Origin of the sequence: Pseudomonas spartinae (genome assembly GCF_965197125.1) — a bacterium.
Classification (GTDB): domain Bacteria; phylum Pseudomonadota; class Gammaproteobacteria; order Pseudomonadales; family Pseudomonadaceae; genus Aquipseudomonas; species Aquipseudomonas composti_A.
This window is the reverse complement of record NZ_CBDAMB010000002.1, coordinates 546,818-565,463: the sequence shown is the minus strand read 5'-3', so window position 1 is coordinate 565,463 and position 18,646 is coordinate 546,818. Positions and strand designations below refer to the sequence as shown.

Sequence of the window (18,646 nt, the reverse complement as noted above, 5' to 3'; positions counted from 1 at the left end):
GAAATGAAAAAGGGTAGCCTAGGCTACCCTTTCTCGAACAACGGTTGAAGCCGGCGAGATTAACCGCCGAACTTCTTGCGCAGCTGCTGGACGGTACGCAGCTGGGCTGCGACTTCGGCCAGGTGAGCGGCGGCGGAACTGTAGTTGAACTCAGAACCCTGCTCGCTCAGCGCTTTCTCGGCGGCCTTGAGGGCCTCCTGAGCAGCAGCTTCGTCGATGTCGGCGGCGCGTTGCACGGTGTCGGCGAGAACCTTGACCATGTTCGGCTGCACTTCGAGGAAACCACCGGAGATGTAGAACACCTCGGCTTCGCCACCCTGCTTGATCAGGCGGATCGGACCCGGTTTCAGGTCAGTGATCAGCGGCGCGTGGCCCGGAGCGATACCCAGATCACCCAGGTTGCCGTGCGCAATCACCATCTCGACCAGGCCGGAGAAGATCTCCGCTTCCGCGCTGACGATATCGCAATGGACTGTCATAGCCATACGCTTGCCTCAGGTTACAGATTGTGGATAACCGAAGTTATCCACAACTCTGATGCGCCCGTTGCCAGGCGCATGGGTGATTACAGTTTCTTCGCTTTCTCGATGGCTTCTTCAATACCGCCAACCATGTAGAACGCTTGTTCCGGCAGGTGGTCGTAGTCGCCTTTGAGGATGCCGCTGAAGCCAGCGATGGTGTCTTTCAGGGACACGTACTTGCCTGGCGAGCCGGTGAAGACCTCGGCCACGAAGAACGGCTGGGACAGGAAGCGCTGAATCTTACGAGCACGGGATACCAGCTGCTTGTCGGATTCGGACAGCTCGTCCATACCCAGGATCGCGATGATGTCCTTCAGCTCCTTGTAGCGCTGCAGAACATACTGAACGCCACGAGCAGTCTCGTAGTGTTCGTTGCCGATGACGTTCGGATCCAGCTGACGGCTGGTGGAGTCCAGCGGGTCAACGGCCGGGTAGATACCCAGGGAAGCGATGTCACGGCTCAGTACGACGGTGGCGTCCAAGTGGGCGAAGGTGGTCGCCGGGCTCGGGTCGGTCAGGTCGTCCGCAGGTACGTATACGGCCTGGATCGAGGTGATCGAGCCTTTCTTGGTGGAGGTGATGCGCTCTTGCAGAACGCCCATCTCTTCGGCCAGGGTCGGCTGATAACCTACTGCCGAAGGCATACGGCCCAGCAGTGCGGATACTTCGGTACCGGCGAGGGTGTAACGGTAGATGTTGTCGACGAACAACAGAACGTCACGACCTTCGTCACGGAACTTCTCGGCCATGGTCAGGCCAGTCAGTGCTACGCGCAGACGGTTGCCTGGTGGCTCGTTCATCTGACCGTAGACCAGGGCTACCTTGTCGAGAACGTTGGAATCCTTCATCTCGTGGTAGAAGTCGTTACCCTCACGAGTACGCTCACCCACACCCGCGAACACGGAATAACCGCTGTGCTCGATGGCGATGTTACGGATCAGTTCCATCATGTTTACGGTCTTGCCGACACCGGCACCACCGAACAGACCGACTTTACCGCCCTTGGCGAACGGGCAGACCAGGTCGATAACCTTGATGCCAGTTTCCAGCAGGTCGTTGCCGCCGGCTTGCTCGGCATAGCTCGGCGCAGCGCGGTGGATTTCCCACTTTTCTTCTTCGCCGATCGGGCCGGCTTCGTCGATGGGGTTGCCCAGTACGTCCATGATACGGCCCAGGGTTTTCACCCCGACCGGTACCTGGATGCCTGCGCCAGTGCTGTCGACGTCCAGGCCACGCTTGAGGCCTTCGGTCGAACCCATCGCAATGGTACGTACCACGCCGTCGCCCAGCTGTTGCTGAACTTCCAGAGTGGTTTCGGCGCCGACTACTTTCAGCGCGTCATAAACACTCGGCACCTTGTCACGCGGGAATTCCACGTCGATGACGGCGCCGATGATTTGAACGATACGTCCGCTACTCATCTTTGGTTCCTCTGACTTTTTTCAACCGTTCTAACAGTTGAACCGTTCTTTAAACCGCGGCAGCGCCGCCGACGATTTCCGAAATTTCCTGGGTGATCGCTGCCTGACGCGCCTTGTTGTAAATCAGCTGCAGGTCTTTGATGAGATCACCAGCGTTGTCGGTGGCGTTCTTCATCGCAATCATCCGCGCAGCTTGTTCAGCCGCGTTGTTCTCGACCACCGCCTGGTACACCTGGGATTCGACATAGCGAACCATCAGGCCGTCGAGCAGCTCTTTGGCATCGGGCTCGTACAGATAGTCCCAGTGATGCTTGAGCTGTTGATCCGGATCGGCCACCAGCGGAACCAACTGCTCCACTGTAGGCTTCTGCGTCATGGTATTGATGAACTTGTTCGAGACCACGGACAGACGGTCGATGCGACCTTCGAGGTAGGCGTCGAGCATGACCTTGACACTACCGATCAGGTCGTTGATCGACGGCTCTTCGCCGAGGTGGCTGATCGCAGCGACGACATTGCCACCAAAGTTGCGGAAGAATGCCGCGCCTTTGGAGCCAATCACGCAGAGATCGATCTCCACGCCTTGCTCGCGATCTTTCGCCATGTCCTTGACCAGGGCCTTGAACAGGTTGGTATTCAAACCACCGCACAGACCACGGTCACTGCTCACCACTACATAACCGGCACGCTTTACTTCGCGCTCGATCATGAAGGGATGGCGGTATTCCGGGTTGGCGTTGGCCAGATGACCAATTACCTGGCGGATACGCTCCGCGTAGGGACGGCTAGCTGCCATGCGCTGTTGAGCCTTGCGCATTTTGCTGACCGCCACTTTTTCCATGGCGCTGGTGATCTTCTGCGTGCTTTTGATGCTCGCAATCTTGCTGCGAATCTCTTTTGCGCCTGCCATTTCACACCTATCGGGTTAGCAGGCGGGCGTCTCGCGACGCCCGCTGCGGCTTACCAGGTTTGGGTGGCTTTGAACTTCTCGATACCGGCTTTGATGGCGGCGTCGATTTCGTCGTTGAAGTCACCTTTGACGTTGATCTTGGCCATCAGATCGGCCAGGTCACGGTTGAAGTAGCTCAGCAGAGCTGCTTCGAAGGCGCCAACCTTGTTCACTTCCACGTCGGTCAGGAAGCCGCGCTCGGCAGCGTACAGGGACACGGACATGTCGGCGATCGACATGGGCGCGTACTGTTTCTGCTTCATCAGTTCGGTAACACGTTGACCGTGCTCGAGCTGCTTGCGGGTGGCTTCGTCCAGGTCAGAGGCGAACTGGGCGAATGCTGCCAGTTCACGGTACTGAGCCAGAGCGGTACGGATACCACCGGAGAGCTTCTTGATGATCTTGGTCTGAGCTGCACCACCCACACGGGATACCGAGATACCGGCGTTGACGGCCGGACGGATACCCGAGTTGAACATGGCCGATTCCAGGAAGATCTGACCGTCGGTGATCGAGATCACGTTGGTCGGAACGAACGCGGAAACGTCGCCAGCCTGGGTTTCGATGATCGGCAGAGCGGTCAGCGAACCGGTCTTGCCAGTCACGGCGCCATTGGTGAACTTCTCGACGTACTCTTCGGAAACGCGGGAAGCGCGCTCCAGCAGACGGCTGTGGAGATAGAACACGTCGCCCGGGTAGGCTTCACGGCCTGGCGGACGGCGCAGCAGCAGGGAGATCTGACGGTAAGCCACGGCCTGCTTGGACAGGTCGTCGTACACGATCAGGGCGTCTTCACCGCGGTCGCGGAAGTATTCGCCCATGGTGCAACCGGCGTACGGTGCCAGGAACTGCAGTGCGGCAGACTCCGAAGCCGAGGCGGCAACAACGATGGTGTTGGCCAGGGCGCCGGATTCTTCCAGCTTGCGTACCACGTTGGCGATGGTCGATTGCTTCTGACCGATGGCAACGTAGACGCAGAAGATACCGCTGTTCTTCTGGTTGATGATGGCGTCGACTGCCAGGGCAGTCTTACCGATCTGACGGTCACCGATGATCAGCTCACGCTGGCCACGGCCTACCGGGATCATGGCATCGACCGACTTGTAACCGGTTTGCACCGGCTGGTCGACCGACTTACGCCAGATCACGCCCGGTGCCACTTTCTCGACAGCGTCGGTAGCGGCGGCGTTGATCGGGCCTTTGCCATCGATCGGGTTACCCAGGGCGTCGACGACGCGGCCCAGCAGTTCCGGACCAACCGGAACTTCCAGGATGCGGCCGGTGCACTTGGCGCTCATGCCTTCTGCAAGGCTGGTGTAAGCACCCAGTACTACAGCACCTACGGAGTCTTGCTCCAGGTTCAGCGCCATACCGTAGACGCCGTCCGGGAACTCGATCATCTCGCCGTACATGACGTCGGCCAGACCATAGATGCGCACGATGCCGTCGGAAACGGAGACGATGGTGCCTTCGTTGCGGGCTTGGGAGGCGACGTCGAGTTTCTCGATGCGCCCCTTGATGATTTCACTAATTTCGGAAGGATTGAGTTGCTGCATAGCTCTGCTGCCCCTTCAAACTCAAGATTTCAATGCTTCGGCCAGCTTCGCGAGTTTGCCGCGAACTGAGCCATCGATAACCAGGTCGCCGGCGCGAATCAGTACACCACCAATCAAGGTGGCATCTTCCGCGGCGTGCAGACGCACTTCTCGGCCGAGCCGTGCACTGAGAACCTTGGCGAGTTTGTCTTGCTGTTCATCGCTCAATGCGAAGGCACTTGTTACATCCACGTCGATCGACTTCTCCTGCTCGGCCTTGTACAGCTCGAACTGGGCGAAGATGTCCGGCAACAGGGCCAGACGGTCGTTCTCGGCGAGAACGTGGATGAAGTTCTGTGCCTGGGCGTCGAACTTGTCACCACACACCTCGATGAAGGTGGTGGCCTTTTCTGTACTCGTCAGACGCGGGGCCTTGAGCACGCGCTGCATGGTGTCGTCGATAGACACCGCCGCAGCCAGGCCGAGCATGGCTGACCAATTGGCCAGTTGCTGGTGGGCCTGGGCGTGCTCGAAGGCAGCCTTAGCGTAAGGTCGGGCCAGCGTGGTCAGTTCTGCCATGATCGCGCCCTCGCTTAAATTTCGGCTGCCAGTTTGTTAACCAGCTCCGCATGCGCGTTTTGGTCGATGGATGCGCCCAGGATCTTCTCCGCACCGCTGACTGCCAGGCCACCCACTTGGGCGCGCAGGGCGTCTTTGATGCCGTTGATTTCCTGTTCGATCTCGGCCTGAGCCTGAGCCTTGACACGTTCAGCTTCGCCACGGGCCTGATCACGGGCTTCGTCGACGATCTGAGTTGCACGTTTCTTGGCTTGCTCGATGATTTCGGCGGCCTGACCTTTGGCTTCGCGCAGTTGCTGGGCCACTTTTTCGTGGGCCAGCTCCAGATCACGAGCCGCGCGGTTGGCAGCGTCCAAGCCGTCTGCGATCTTCTTCTGACGTTCCTGCAAAGCAGTAATGACCGGAGGCCATACGTACTTCATGCAGAACAACACGAAGATGAAGAAGGCAACGGACTGGCCAATCAGGGTTGCATTAATGTTCACGCCAACACCTCGCTCGTTCGTTGTCCGTCACACCAATTCACTCGAAAAGGAGTGAATTAGCCTGCGATTTGACCAACGAAGGGGTTCGCGAAGGTGAAGAACAGAGCAATACCAACACCGATCATGGTCACGGCGTCCAGCAGACCGGCGACGATGAACATTTTGACTTGCAGCATCGGGACCATTTCCGGCTGACGCGCAGCGCCTTCCAGGAACTTGCCACCCAGCAGACCGAAACCGATGGCGGTACCCAGGGCACCCAGGCCGATCAGCAGTGCAACGGCGATAGCGGTCAAACCAACTACAGTTTCCATTTTTCCTCCCGACTTACAGTCGTATTGGTTAAGGTTTTTGTTGAAGCGGTAAAGCGAAATCGTTTTTTACTGCGTCCCCATGACAGGGGTTGTCCCGGTGGCGTCACGAGTGACGCCACGGCACGTCATGCGCCTTAGTGGTTATCTTCATGCGCCATCGACAGGTAGACGATGGTCAGCATCATGAAGATGAACGCCTGCAGCACGATGATCAGGATGTGGAAGATGGCCCAGGCCAACTGCAGCACACCGCCCAGACCGCCCAGCAGCATGCCGCCGCTGTACATGATGGCGATCAGGATGAAGATCAGTTCACCGGCATACAGGTTGCCGAACAGTCGCAGCGCCAGGGAAACCGGCTTGGCGATCAGGGTGACGAATTCGAGCAGGAAGTTCACCGGGACCAGCAGGATCTTCAGGGCGATATTCTTGCTGCTGAACGGATGCATGGTCAGCTCACCGAGGAAGCCGCCGACACCCTTGACCTTGATGCTGTAGAACAGGATCAGGCCGAATACCGACAGGGCCAGGCCCAGAGTGGCGTTCGGGTCGGTGGTCGGAACCACGCGGAAGTACAGGTGCGGATCCCCAACGATGGTCGCGGCCAGCATCGGCAGCCAGTCAACCGGGATCAGGTCCATGAAGTTCATCAAGAAGACCCAGACGAAGATCGTCAGAGCCAGCGGGGCGATCAGCGGGTTACGGCCGTGGAAGGTGTCCTTCACGCTGCCGTCGACGAACTCGACCAGCACTTCGACGAAATTCTGCAAACCGCCAGGCTGGTCGGACGTCGCTTTGCGCGCTGCCAGACGGAACAGAAGAATGAAGATCAGGCCGAGAACCACCGACACCGCCAGGGTGTCCACGTGGAAGGCCCAGAAGCCCATTTCTTTGGCTTCCTGTGCGGTGTGGGCGAAACTCCAACCATTCACCGGATGCTGACCATAGGTCAGGTTCGTCAGGTGGTGCTGGATGTAACCCGAAGCGGTATCTGCTGCCATTATTTGCCCCGAACGCTTTAAGGTCTTGAGAATTTAGTTATTAGCAGCGGAGCGAACCAGCTGACCATCAGGGTCAGCAGGTAGACACCGAACAGCATCGGTGCCTCCAGCGGTTTCACACCCGCAAACGCTAGTGCAAAGAGCACGAACGTCAAAATCAGTTTTCCTGCCTCGCCCGCATAAAAAGAACGGACGATTTCCTGCGCTGCCCGCGCTCCACTGAATCGGAACGCCTTGTGGGCGAAATACAGATTCGGCAGCCAGGCGATCAGTCCACCCAACAAGGCCGAATATCCGGCGACGTTACCGCGCCATTGCCAGCCCACCGCAGCGGCCAGCAGCAGGACGATGAGTTGGGCCACCAGAACCGGAAAAACCGGCAGACGATGGAAGGGCAGGCGCTTCGGCATGCGGCGTTCCATCAACTGATGTCCTCGACTATCGAACGCTTTAACTCAATGAATTGGCATAAAAAGTGCCAACAAAATTGCGCGCAGAGTATAGGGGGCCTATCCCCCCCATTCAACTGCCGGGTAGTGATTTCCGACCGTGCGCTACACGGTCAGATGTGGCGAATTGTTTCAGCGGATATGGGCGAGCACACCCTGCAGTTCGTCGAGAGAGTTGTAGCGGATAACCAACTGGCCCTTGCCCTTGGCCCCGTGCTTTATCTGCACTGGCGAGCCCAGACGCTCTGCCAGGCGCTGTTCGAGGCGACTGATGTCAGGGTCGGCCTTGGCTTTGGCCGGTGCCGGTTTGGCCGACAGCCACTGGCGAACCAGGGCTTCGGTCTGGCGAACGGTGAGGCCACGTGCGACAACGTGTCGCGCAGCTTCCACCTGCTGTTCGAGGGGCAAACCGAGCAATGCACGGGCATGGCCCATTTCCAGGTCGCCATGGGAAAGCAGCGTCTTGATTTCTTCCGGCAGGGCAATCAGGCGCAGCAGGTTGGTGATGGTGACACGCGACTTGCCAACGGCATCGGCGACCTGCTGCTGGGTCAGTTCGAACTCCTGCTGCAGCCGCTGCAGGGCCACGGCTTCCTCGATCGGATTGAGGTCTTCACGCTGGATGTTCTCGATCAACGCCATGGCGATGGCCGCTTCGTCCGGCAGATCGCGCACCATGGCCGGGATCTTGTCCTGACCGGCCAGCTGGCTGGCACGCCAGCGGCGCTCGCCGGCAACGATCTCGAAACGACCGTCGCCAATCGGGCGCAGCACGATAGGTTGCATCACGCCCTGGGCACGGATCGAGGCAGCGAGTTCTTCCAGTGCGGTCTGATCCATGTCGCGACGCGGCTGATACTTGCCACGCTGGATCAGCTCCAGGGGTACATATTGCAGTTCGCGCGTGTCGACCTGGGAGGCCTCTTCTTGCAGTGCGCTGACGGTGTTGCCACCGAGCAGTGCGTCCAGACCTCGACCCAGACCTCGTTTCTTCGCAGCCATGCGGATGTTCCTTAAGCGGTAGCGGTTTTCGCGGCGGCACGCTGACGGCGCACCAGCTCGCCGGCCAAGGCCAGGTAGGCGATGGCACCACGGGATTGTTTGTCGTAGACCAGCGCCGGCATGCCGAAGCTCGGTGCCTCGGCCAGGCGTACGTTGCGCGGGATAACGGCGTCGTACAGCTTGTCGCCGAAGTGCTGCTTGAGCTGAGCACTGACATCGTTGGTCAGGCTGATGCGCGGGTCGTACATGGTGCGCAGCAGACCTTCGATCTGCAGATTGGGATTGAGCAACTGGGTGATGCGCTGAATGCTGTTGACCAGGTCGCTCAGCCCTTCCAGTGCGTAGTACTCGCACTGCATGGGGATGATCACGCCATCGGCAGCGACCAGGGCATTGACGGTCAGCATGCTCAGCGAAGGCGGGCAGTCGATGAGGATGTAGTCGTAGTTCTCGCGGATCGGCGCCAGGGCATAGCGCAGGCGACTCTCCTTCATCTTCATTTCCAGCAGGGCCACTTCCGCGGCGGTCAGGTCGCGGTTGGCCGGCAGCAGCTGGTAGCCGCCATGCTCGGAAAACTGCATGGCCTGGCTCAGGTCGCACTCGCCGATCAGGACATCGTAGATCGAGTGCTCGAGGCCGTGCTTGTCGACACCACTGCCCATGGTGGCATTGCCCTGCGGGTCGAGGTCGATCAGGAGCACGCGGCGCTTGGTCGCCACCAGTGAAGCAGCCAGGTTGATACACGTCGTGGTTTTGCCCACGCCGCCTTTCTGATTGGCGATCGCGAATACCTTGGCCATCTTCTTTCCCCTTAGACCGAGCGACGCAGTATCAACAGATGGCGCTGGCCTTGGCAACCGGGAACCCGCAGCACATGTGTGGCACTGAGACTGAAGTCAGCCGGCAACGCCTGCAGCTCGTCATCCGGGTGCACGCCTTTCATCGCCAACCAGTGAGTGTTGCCGTCGCCGAGATGGCGCGTCCAGTTGCTGAAGTCTTCCAGGCTGCTGAAAGCCCGCGAGCTGATGCCGTCGAAGGGGCGCTCAGGTCGGTACGTTTCGACCCGGCTGTGGACAACCTCGAGATTGGCGAGTTTCAGCTCCAGCTTCACCTGGACCAGAAAACGGGTCTTCTTGCCGTTGGAATCGAGCAGGGTGAACTGCCGCTCGGGAAACATGATCGCCAGCGGCACACCGGGCATGCCGCCGCCACTGCCGACATCCAGCCAGTTATCTCCACGCTCGGCCACGAAGGGCACCACCGACAGGCTGTCGAGCAAATGGCGCGAGACCATTTCGTCGGGGTCACGCACGGCGGTGAGGTTGTATGCCTTGTTCCACTTGATCAACAGGCCCAGGTAGGCGAGCAGTTGTTCTTGCTGCTGGGCACTGAGTTCGATGCCGAGCTCGCGGGCACCCTGGAGCAGTTCTTCGGCGTGACGCTGAGTGACCGACATCAGGCGCTCTGCTCCAGCTTCTGGCCGGCACTGCGCTTTTTCAGGTGAATCAGCAACAGCGAGATTGCCGCCGGCGTGACGCCAGGAATGCGCCCGGCCTGGCCGAGCGTGGCCGGACGGGTGTTGCTCAGCTTGAACTGGATCTCCTTGGACAAGCCGGAAATGCCGCTGTAATCCAGATCATCCGGCAGCTTGGTGTCCTCGCTGGCACGCAGCTTGGCGATCTCTTCCTGCTGGCGATCGATGTAGCCGGCGTACTTGGTCTTGATCTCGACCTGCTCGGCCACCTGGTTATCCACAGCAGGGGATTCGGTCACTTCGGCCAGGGTGGCGTAATCGATCTCCGGGCGAGCCAGCAGGTTGAGCAGGTTGTACTCGTGAGCCAGCGGCGTGCCGAAGCGGGTGGCGATGGCATCGCCCTGCGGCGTCCCTGGACGCACCCAGGTGCTTTTCAGGCGCTGCTCTTCCTGCACGATGCCCTCACGCTTGGCCTCGAAGGAAGCCCAACGCTGGTCATCGATCAGACCCAGCTCGCGGCCTTTCTCGGTCAGGCGCAGGTCGGCGTTGTCCTCGCGCAGGATGAGCCGGTATTCGGCACGCGAGGTAAACATGCGGTACGGCTCCTGAGTGCCCAGGGTGATCAGGTCGTCGACCAGAACGCCGATGTAGGCCTCGTCGCGGCGCGGGCACCAGGCTTCTTTGCCCTGGGCGCGCAGTGCCGCGTTGCAACCGGCCAGCAGGCCCTGGGCGCCGGCCTCTTCGTAGCCGGTGGTGCCGTTGATCTGACCAGCGAAAAACAGCCCGCCGATGACCTTGGTCTCGAGGCTGTACTTGAGGTCACGCGGGTCGAAGTAGTCATATTCGATGGCATAGCCAGGACGCATGATGTGGGCGTTTTCCATGCCACGAATACTGCGCACCACCTGCAGCTGCACGTCGAACGGCAGCGAGGTTGAGATGCCATTGGGATACAGCTCATGGGTGGTCAGGCCTTCCGGCTCGATGAACACCTGATGGCTGTCCTTGTCGGCGAAGCGGTGGATCTTGTCTTCGATCGACGGGCAATAACGCGGGCCGATCCCTTCGATCATTCCCGAATACATCGGCGAGCGGTCGAGGTTCGCCGCGATGATTTCGTGGGTACGCGCGTTTGTGTGAGTGATCCAGCAGCTGATCTGCTGCGGCTGATGCTCACGCTTGCCAAGGAAGGACATCAGCGGCGTGGGGGTATCGCCGGGTTGCTCGGTCATCACCGAGAAATCCACGGAACGGCCATCGATACGCGGCGGGGTGCCGGTTTTCAGACGACCGACGCGTAGCGGCAGCTCACGCAGGCGATGAGCCAGCGCGATCGAAGGAGGGTCACCGGCACGACCACCGGAGTAGTTCTGCATGCCAATGTGGATAAGTCCGCCGAGGAAGGTGCCTGTGGTCAACACCACGGAGTCCGCATGGAATCTGAGGCCCATCTGGGTGACCACGCCTTTGACCTCGGCGTTTTCCACAATCAGGTCATCGGCAGCCTGTTGAAAAATCCACAGGTTGGTCTGGTTTTCCAGAATCTCGCGTACCGCAGCCTTGTACAGAATGCGATCAGCCTGAGCACGCGTTGCACGAACGGCTGGCCCCTTACGGCTGTTGAGGATGCGGAACTGGATGCCCCCTTTGTCGGTGGCGATGGCCATGGCGCCGCCAAGGGCATCGATTTCCTTGACCAAGTGGCTCTTGCCGATCCCACCGATGGCCGGGTTGCAGCTCATCTGGCCAAGGGTCTCGACATTGTGGGTGAGCAGCAGGGTCTTCACGCCCATGCGTGCTGCAGCCAGGGCTGCTTCGGTACCGGCATGACCGCCACCGATCACGATCACGTCAAAACGGGAAGGGAAATCCACCACGCACCTCGTGCCTGTTGAGAAAGGGGGTTTTCAGAAAGGCGGCAAGTATAGGGACTTCAGCCTCTTGAATGAAGCCTTCTGCACAAAAAATAGCCAACCGGCGGGTGATCTGCATTCCACCAAGCGCCGTTACCTGACTTCCTGTTTGCCCATGCGCGATACGTTCAGGCTTATAAAGAATAGAAAGAGAGAATGTTTATAAAGCTTGTTCTTTATGTTTATGTATGGTGCAGCACTTTTCTGTGGATAAAGCTCTGAAGGCCTTGCTAGCTCTACTGTACAGCTAATGATAAGCCTGTGCTGATCCTGCTCGGTTCCACTGAGAAAGCTGCTGAACCACTGTGGATGGAAGTGCCAGTTACCCACAGGGGCATTTACGCCCAGCTTTGTCATAGGGTTATGGGCAGGGTTCAGGGGCTGTTTTCCACAGGGTTTATCCGGGTCTGAATAACTCTGAAAATAGTTTCCAGGCGTGCATTTATTGCTGATCAGAGTGCGCTCGAATGCCATCCATGGAATGGTTGGAAAGCTTGCGGATTGCAGGAGGCGAGCATCTGCCAGGCTCATTTCCCGGGCAGATCCATTAGAGAGCTGGCTGTGGGCTTCTGAATGGACAGCCTACGAGGGGCTGCTGACGGCACGCAGCTATCCGCTTGGCCAGGAAGTGAACGGCAGGAGGGTTCGAGCAGGGATCGATAGTGGGCTGGTGCCACAGGCCATATAGCTGTGGATAAAAGTGCAAGGCAGCCGGCTGCCATGTATGCCAGGCGCGAATCGGCTAAGCACAGGGGCCGGGCGAGCTTTAGCCCACGACCTTCATTTACCGATGCAGAAGCTGGAGAAGATCCGGCCCAACAGGTCATCGCTGCTAAAGGCACCGGTAATCTCGCCCAGGGCCTGTTGGGCCATGCGCAGGTCCTCGGCCAGCAGTTCGCCAGCGCCCATCAGGGTGAGCTGGTTGCGGCCGTGCTGGAGGTATTGCTCGGCCTGGTGCAGCGCTTCCAGGTGACGGCGGCGGGCGCTGAAGCCGCTTTCCGCTGTCTGTTGATAACCCATGCAGGCTTTCAGGTGATCGCGCAGCAGTTCCAGACCCTCGGCGGATTTGGCGGACAAGCTCAAGGTGACGTGGCCATCGGCGCTGGTTTCCAGCGCGACCGCCTCACCGGACAGGTCGGCCTTGTTGCGGATCAGCGTCACTCGCGCCGGATCCGGCCGCTGTTCGAGGAACTCCGGCCACAGGGCGAACGGGTCGGCCGCCTCCGGGGCGGTGGAGTCGACCACCAGCAGCACCCGATCGGCCTCGCCGATGGCCTTGAGCGCACGCTCCACACCGATGCGTTCCACCTGGTCGTCGGTATCGCGCAAGCCGGCGGTGTCGACCACGTGCAGGGGCATGCCGTCGATGTGGATATGTTCGCGCAGCACGTCGCGCGTGGTGCCGGCGATATCGGTGACGATGGCCGCTTCACGGCCAGCCAGGGCATTGAGCAGGCTGGACTTGCCGGCATTGGGCCGTCCAGCGATGACCACGGTCATCCCGTCGCGTAGCAGAGCCCCTTGTCCCGCCTCGCGCAGCACTGTGGATAAGTCGGCGCGAACGATGTCGAGCTGGCTCAGTACGTGGCCATCGGCGAGAAAGTCGATTTCTTCCTCGGGGAAGTCGATGGCGGCCTCGACGTAGATACGCAGCTTGATCAACGACTCGGTCAGTGCATGCACGCGCTTGGAGAATTCACCTTGTAACGAACGCAGCGCATTGCGCGCCGCCTGCTCGGAGCTGGCTTCGATCAGGTCGGCGATGGCTTCGGCCTGGGCCAGGTCGAGCTTGTCGTTGAGGAAGGCACGTTCGCTGAACTCACCAGGCCGGGCCAGACGCGCGCCCAGCTCGAGGCAGCGGCGCAGCAGCAGGTCGAGTACCACCGGACCGCCGTGGCCTTGCAGCTCGAGCACGTCTTCGCCGGTGAAGGAGTTCGGGCCAGGGAAATAGATGGCCAGGCCTTCGTCCAGGGTCAGTTGTTGATCAGCGTAGAACGGCCCGTGATGGGCGAAACGCGGTTTCAGCTCACGCCGGCAAATGGCCTGAGCCAGCTGGCCAGCCAGTGGGCCGGACACACGCACGATTCCCACCCCACCACGACCCTGGGCGGTGGCGACGGCGGCGATGGTGTCTCGGGCGTGGTTCATGGCGGTTTACTCGCTGCTCGGGGCGGTCGTAGGGGCAAATCATCGCGAATGAATTCGCTCCTACAGGGGGGCGGATAGCAAAACGCCCCAATCATGGGGCGTTTGCTTGGTGCTTGGAAGCTTTGCCGAATCAGGCGTTGGCTGCCTTGGTTGCTGCAGTGATCTTGCGGGTAATGTACCACTGCTGGGCGATGGACAGGCAGTTGTTGACCACCCAGTACAGCACCAGACCTGCAGGGAACCACAGGAAGAAGAAGGTGAAGATGATCGGCATCAGCTTCAGCACGCGGGCCTGCATAGGGTCCGGCGGCGTCGGGTTGAGCTGCTGCTGGATGAACATGGTCGCGCCCATGATGATCGGCAGGATGAAGAACGGATCCTTGATCGACAGGTCGGTGATCCAGAACATCCACGGGGCCTGACGCATTTCCACCGATTCCAGCAGTACCCAGTACAGGGCGAGGAACACCGGCATCTGCACCAGGATCGGCAGGCAGCCGCCCAGCGGGTTGATCTTCTCTTTCTTGTACAGCTCCATCATCGCCTGGGACATCTTCTGGCGATCGTCACCGTGCTGCTCTTTCAGTGCCTGCAGTTTCGGCGATACGGCACGCATGCGCGCCATCGAACGGTAGCTGGCGGCGGACAGCGGGAAGAAGATCAGCTTGATGATGATGGTCAGGACGATGATCGACCAACCCCAGTTGCCGAGCACGCCGTGGATGACTTCCAGCAGCCAGAAGATCGGCTGTGCCAAGAACCACAGGAAGCCATAGTCGACGGTCAGCTCCAGGCCGGGCGACAGGGTACCGAGGTATTCCTGCAGCTTGGGACCGGCATAGAGCACGGCGCCGGTCTCACCTTGGGCACCTGCCGGAACCTGCAAGGCCGAGCTGGTGAAACCAACGATGTAGTTACCCTGGCTGTCCTTGCGAGTCTGAATCTGGTTGGTGCTGTCCTTGGACGGTACCCAGGCGGTGACGAAGTAGTGTTGCAGCCAGGCGACCCAGCCACCTTCCACGGTTTCCTTGAAGCTGTGCTTGTCGATGTCTTTCATCGACAGCTTCTTGTACGGCTCGTCCGGTGTCCAGACGGCGGCACCCAGATAGGTGGCGGTGCCGGTGGCGGTGGTGGAGGACGGGTCACCACTGTTGTCGCGCTTGAGCTGGGCGAACAGATTGCCGCTCCAGGCCTGGTCACTCTTGTTATCGACCAGATAACGCACGTCGACCTGATAGGCCGCCGGATCGATGCAGCCAGGCTTCTTCAGCTGTTGCTCACGCGCCGAGCATTGCGGGTTGAGACCACGCTTGAAGCTGTAGCGCTTGATGTAGTTGACGCCGTTCTCGCTGTAGGTGAGGTCGACCACCAGGCTGTCCTGGCCTTCGGCCATTTCGTAGCTCTGCTTCTCGCTGGACCACAGGGCACGGCCGCTGGATTTGTCCGGGGCGTTCTGGCCGATCAGACCACTTTGCGCCAGGTAGGTACGCTCGTTGCCGTTGTCGAACAGCTGGAAAGGTACGTCAGGGCGGTCCTGGCGACGCGGATACTGCGGCAGGCGCAGTTGCACGACATCACCACCACGCGGGTCGATGGCCAGATCGAGCACATCGGTCTTGACGCGGATCAGCTCATCTCTGGCTGCAGCGCTCGGTGCGACAGCGGCTGCAGTGGGCTCTGCCACGGCGGTCGGAATGTCGTCGCTAGCAGCGCTTGCAGTTGCAGCAGGTGTATCGGGCAGGGCAGGCGTCGCAGCGGTCGAGGTACTAACCTCGGCTGGCAGGGCAGCCTGGCCATAGTCCTCGTTCCATTGCAGGACCATGAGGTAGGACACGACTGCCAGGGCGACGATCAGGATCGAACGTTGGATATCCATGATTATTCGGCCATCGAAGGGGAACGGGATGTTTTAACGGGTGGAACCGGATCGAATCCGCCGGCATTCCAGGGGTGGCAGCGGCCCAGACGGCGCGCTGTCAGCCAGCCACCGCGCAGGAAGCCATGTTGCTCGATGGCTTCGTAGGCATAGCAGGAACAGCTGGGGTAGAAGCGACAGTGACTGGCCATCAGCGGGCTGATGGCGTAGCGATAAACCTGGATACAGGCTAGAGCCGCTTTACGCATGGGGATTGTCGCTTGTCCCGGAGGGTGAGTCTGCGTTGCGACTGGGCCGGCTTCGGGCCAAGCGTTTCCAGAGTTTGCCGAACTGCTGAGCGAGTTCGGCATTCTCCAGATCACCTAGCCCTCTGCGGGCGACCACCACGATGTCCCAGCCTGTCAGGTTGTCCTGATTCAGGCGAAAGGACTCGCGGATTTGACGCTTGATGCGGTTGCGCTCGACGGCGAGCTTGACGCTCTTTTTGCCGATCACCAGACCTAGGCGGGGATGATCAAGCTGGTTATCGCGCGCTAGCAGCAGGACACTTTTGCCCGGAGCTTTGCCGCTTGGGGAGTCGAAGACTGCCTTGAATTGCCGGGGAGTCAGCAGTCGCTTTTCCCGGTCGAAGCCTCGACTCACCACCTGTCTGGATGAATTAGACAGTCAGACGCTTGCGGCCCTTGGCGCGACGACGCGACAGGACGGCACGACCGTTCTTGGTGGCCATACGGGCACGGAAACCGTGGGTGCGAGCGCGCTTGATGGTGCTGGGTTGGAAAGTGCGTTTCATGGTGCGTTACCTGGGTGATCGACTAGGGTCGGAATGACCCTGGTTTAAAGAGACCGGCAATTCTAGAGAAAGCCGCGCGGCAGGTCAATTTCCAACCAGCCTTATTCGCTAGATAGAAATAGAAAGAAAGGAAAGGGTTTAAAGCTCTCTTTCTATGTTTATGTTGATTAGCAGCGCCCTTGGCTGTGGAAAACCCTCTTCCAGCCACGCTGCTTGGGCTTGAGCGCCGATGATAAGCCTGTCCAAAAGAGGTGTCTCGACTGTGCGTGCCCTGTATGTAGCCTGAGGATGAAACGGCGGTTTACCCACAGGCAGGTTATCCGCCCGTTCGTCCCCAGGCTTATACAGACGCTTATCGGGTGCTTATCCACAAGGTTTATGAGCATGCTGATAAGTCTTGTGAATGTAACTAAGGCTTTGATTTTACTTGGCCATCTAACCGCTGTTATGTGGATAACTCGGTCGTTGGCCGTTACAATAGCGGCTGTTTTTGCATCGCCGCCTGAGGGGATAGTCAGTGTCAGTGGAACTATGGCAGCAATGCGTCGAGCTTCTGCGCGATGAATTGCCGGCCCAGCAATTCAACACCTGGATCCGTCCTCTGCAGGTTGAAGCCGAAGGCGACGAGCTGCGCGTCTATGCGCCCAATCGTTTCGTTCTCGACTGGGTCAACGAGAAGTACCTGAGCCGTTTGCTCGAGTTGCTCGGTGAGCGCGCTGGCGGTTTGGTCCCTGCGCTTTCCTTATTAATAGGCAGCAAGCGCGCTGCGACTGCGCGGGTCGCACCGACGGCACCGCTTCCTGCCGCCGCGCGCGCGGCTCAGGTCCAGGCTGCTGCTGTCAGCAAGCCGGTTCCGCCGCCTGCTCAGGAAGAACCTTCGCGCGCCAGCTTCGACTCGATGGCCGGTTCCGCGCCGCAAGCGCCGACACCTGCTGTAGCGCCGCGTACCGAACGCACCGTGCAGGTCGAAGGTGGCCTCAAGCACACCAGCTACCTCAATCGCACCTTTACCTTCGACAACTTCGTCGAGGGCAAGTCGAACCAGTTGGCCCGCGCGGCCGCCTGGCAGGTGGCGGACAACCCCAAGCATGGTTACAACCCACTGTTCCTTTATGGCGGCGTCGGCCTGGGCAAGACCCACCTGATGCATGCCGTGGGTAACCACCTGCTGGCGAAGAATCCCAATGCCAAGGTGGTCTACCTGCATTCCGAGCGTTTCGTCGCTGACATGGTCAAGGCGCTGCAGCTCAACGCCATCAATGAGTTCAAGCGCTTCTACCGTTCGGTAGACGCGCTGTTGATCGACGATATCCAGTTCTTCGCCAAGAAGGAGCGCTCCCAGGAGGAGTTCTTCCACACCTTCAACGCACTGCTCGAAGGTGGCCAGCAGGTGATTCTCACCAGCGACCGCTACCCGAAGGAGATCGAAGGTCTGGAGGAGCGCCTGAAGTCGCGCTTCGGCTGGGGCCTGACCGTAGCGGTCGAGCCGCCAGAACTGGAAACCCGTGTGGCGATTCTGATGAAGAAGGCCGACCAGGCCAAAGTCGATCTGCCGCATGACGCCGCGTTCTTCATCGCCCAGCGTATTCGCTCCAACGTGCGTGAGCTGGAAGGCGCGCTGAAGCGGGTGATCGCTCACTCGCACTTCATGGGCCGGGACATCACCATCGAGCTGATCCGCGAATCGCTCAAGGACCTGTTGGCTCTGCAGGACAAGCTGGTCAGCATCGACAATATTCAGCGCACCACCGCTGAGTATTACAAGATCAAGATTACCGATCTGCTTTCCAAGCGGCGTTCTCGTTCGATTGCCAGGCCACGTCAGGTGGCCATGGCTTTGTCGAAGGAGTTGACCAACCACAGCCTGCCGGAAATCGGTGTGGCCTTCGGCGGGCGTGATCACACCACGGTGTTGCACGCTTGCCGTAAGATTGCTGAACTTAGGGGATCCGACGCGGACATCCGCGAGGACTACAAGAACCTGCTGCGCACCCTGACTACCTGAACCCGTTAAAGTCTGCTCCGCGTCAGCTCTGCTGCGTTGAAAACAGGCTCGGAATGCTCATGTACAAAAGTACAGTCGCCCGCGACTCCGATCGTTCCACCCCTGTTTTCGCCTTGCATGGCGCTAGCTCGCGAGACTTTTTACAGGTTCTAATTACACGTATATCCACGAGGCAAGGGAC

General features: G+C 59.7%; 20 protein-coding genes. 1 reads left to right on the top strand and 19 read right to left on the bottom strand.

What is annotated here, in order from left to right:
• Positions 1-59: 59 nt before the first annotated feature.
• The 19 genes from ACN8M7_RS06460 to rpmH all read right to left on the bottom strand — a co-directional run bounded on the left by ACN8M7_RS06460 (position 60) and on the right by rpmH (position 16,460).
• On the bottom strand, positions 60-485 hold the full coding sequence (locus ACN8M7_RS06460) for a F0F1 ATP synthase subunit epsilon (RefSeq protein ID WP_037000971.1): 426 nt from the start codon (positions 483-485) through the stop codon (positions 60-62).
• Positions 486-565: 80 nt separating this feature from the next.
• A complete protein-coding gene (gene atpD, locus ACN8M7_RS06455) occupies positions 566-1,942 on the bottom strand; it encodes a F0F1 ATP synthase subunit beta (RefSeq protein ID WP_061238798.1) in 1,377 nt (458 codons plus the stop codon).
• 49 nt (positions 1,943-1,991) lie between these two features.
• The gene (atpG, locus tag ACN8M7_RS06450; protein ID WP_061238799.1) at positions 1,992-2,852 is read right to left on the bottom strand and encodes a F0F1 ATP synthase subunit gamma; all 861 of its coding nucleotides are present in this window, start codon (positions 2,850-2,852) and stop codon (positions 1,992-1,994) included.
• A 50-nt stretch (positions 2,853-2,902) separates the two neighbouring features.
• A complete protein-coding gene (atpA, locus tag ACN8M7_RS06445; protein WP_037000975.1) occupies positions 2,903-4,447 on the bottom strand; it encodes a F0F1 ATP synthase subunit alpha in 1,545 nt (514 codons plus the stop codon).
• Positions 4,448-4,468: 21 nt separating this feature from the next.
• Positions 4,469-5,005: a F0F1 ATP synthase subunit delta gene (locus tag ACN8M7_RS06440; RefSeq protein ID WP_037000976.1), complete on the bottom strand. Its 537-nt coding sequence runs from the start codon at positions 5,003-5,005 to the stop codon at positions 4,469-4,471.
• Between the two features lie 14 nt (positions 5,006-5,019).
• On the bottom strand, positions 5,020-5,490 hold the full coding sequence (locus ACN8M7_RS06435) for a F0F1 ATP synthase subunit B (protein ID WP_061238800.1): 471 nt from the start codon (positions 5,488-5,490) through the stop codon (positions 5,020-5,022).
• 56 nt (positions 5,491-5,546) lie between these two features.
• Positions 5,547-5,804: a F0F1 ATP synthase subunit C gene (atpE, locus tag ACN8M7_RS06430; RefSeq protein ID WP_003097235.1), complete on the bottom strand. Its 258-nt coding sequence runs from the start codon at positions 5,802-5,804 to the stop codon at positions 5,547-5,549.
• Positions 5,805-5,938: 134 nt separating this feature from the next.
• A complete protein-coding gene (atpB, locus tag ACN8M7_RS06425) occupies positions 5,939-6,805 on the bottom strand; it encodes a F0F1 ATP synthase subunit A (RefSeq protein WP_061238801.1) in 867 nt (288 codons plus the stop codon).
• A 17-nt stretch (positions 6,806-6,822) separates the two neighbouring features.
• Positions 6,823-7,227 carry a F0F1 ATP synthase subunit I gene (locus tag ACN8M7_RS06420; protein ID WP_490260163.1) on the bottom strand — a complete coding sequence of 135 codons (405 nt, stop codon included), beginning with the start codon at positions 7,225-7,227 and terminating at the stop codon, positions 6,823-6,825.
• A gap of 159 nt (positions 7,228-7,386) precedes the next feature.
• A complete protein-coding gene (locus ACN8M7_RS06415; protein WP_490260162.1) occupies positions 7,387-8,256 on the bottom strand; it encodes a ParB/RepB/Spo0J family partition protein in 870 nt (289 codons plus the stop codon).
• 11 nt (positions 8,257-8,267) lie between these two features.
• Positions 8,268-9,056, bottom strand: a complete 789-nt coding sequence (locus ACN8M7_RS06410) for a ParA family protein (RefSeq protein ID WP_490260161.1) — start codon at positions 9,054-9,056, stop codon at positions 8,268-8,270.
• A gap of 11 nt (positions 9,057-9,067) precedes the next feature.
• The gene (gene rsmG, locus ACN8M7_RS06405) at positions 9,068-9,715 is read right to left on the bottom strand and encodes a 16S rRNA (guanine(527)-N(7))-methyltransferase RsmG (RefSeq protein ID WP_490260298.1); all 648 of its coding nucleotides are present in this window, start codon (positions 9,713-9,715) and stop codon (positions 9,068-9,070) included.
• Complete coding sequence (gene mnmG / locus ACN8M7_RS06400; RefSeq protein WP_490260160.1) at positions 9,712-11,604, bottom strand: tRNA uridine-5-carboxymethylaminomethyl(34) synthesis enzyme MnmG; 1,893 nt, start codon at positions 11,602-11,604, stop codon at positions 9,712-9,714. The genes rsmG and mnmG overlap by 4 nt, the downstream gene beginning before the upstream one ends.
• Before the next feature lie 132 nt (positions 11,605-11,736).
• On the bottom strand, positions 11,737-12,174 hold the full coding sequence (locus ACN8M7_RS06395) for a hypothetical protein (protein ID WP_490260159.1): 438 nt from the start codon (positions 12,172-12,174) through the stop codon (positions 11,737-11,739).
• A 249-nt stretch (positions 12,175-12,423) separates the two neighbouring features.
• The gene (gene mnmE / locus ACN8M7_RS06390) at positions 12,424-13,791 is read right to left on the bottom strand and encodes a tRNA uridine-5-carboxymethylaminomethyl(34) synthesis GTPase MnmE (protein ID WP_061238807.1); all 1,368 of its coding nucleotides are present in this window, start codon (positions 13,789-13,791) and stop codon (positions 12,424-12,426) included.
• Between the two features lie 130 nt (positions 13,792-13,921).
• Positions 13,922-15,667: a membrane protein insertase YidC gene (yidC, locus tag ACN8M7_RS06385; protein ID WP_490260158.1), complete on the bottom strand. Its 1,746-nt coding sequence runs from the start codon at positions 15,665-15,667 to the stop codon at positions 13,922-13,924.
• A 2-nt stretch (positions 15,668-15,669) separates the two neighbouring features.
• Positions 15,670-15,915, bottom strand: coding sequence for a membrane protein insertion efficiency factor YidD (gene yidD / locus ACN8M7_RS06380; protein ID WP_061238809.1), 246 nt, complete (start codon positions 15,913-15,915; stop codon positions 15,670-15,672).
• Complete coding sequence (gene rnpA / locus ACN8M7_RS06375) at positions 15,908-16,312, bottom strand: ribonuclease P protein component (protein ID WP_490260157.1); 405 nt, start codon at positions 16,310-16,312, stop codon at positions 15,908-15,910. Before rnpA ends, yidD begins: the two co-directional genes overlap by 8 nt.
• A 13-nt stretch (positions 16,313-16,325) precedes the next feature.
• Positions 16,326-16,460: a 50S ribosomal protein L34 gene (gene rpmH / locus ACN8M7_RS06370; protein ID WP_003246698.1), complete on the bottom strand. Its 135-nt coding sequence runs from the start codon at positions 16,458-16,460 to the stop codon at positions 16,326-16,328.
• A gap of 517 nt (positions 16,461-16,977) precedes the next feature.
• On the opposite strand from rpmH, the gene dnaA reads away from it, so the two are divergent.
• Positions 16,978-18,465 (top strand): chromosomal replication initiator protein DnaA, encoded by a 1,488-nt coding sequence (gene dnaA / locus ACN8M7_RS06365; protein ID WP_490260156.1) that lies wholly within the window; start codon positions 16,978-16,980, stop codon positions 18,463-18,465.
• Positions 18,466-18,646: the final 181 nt, after the last annotated feature.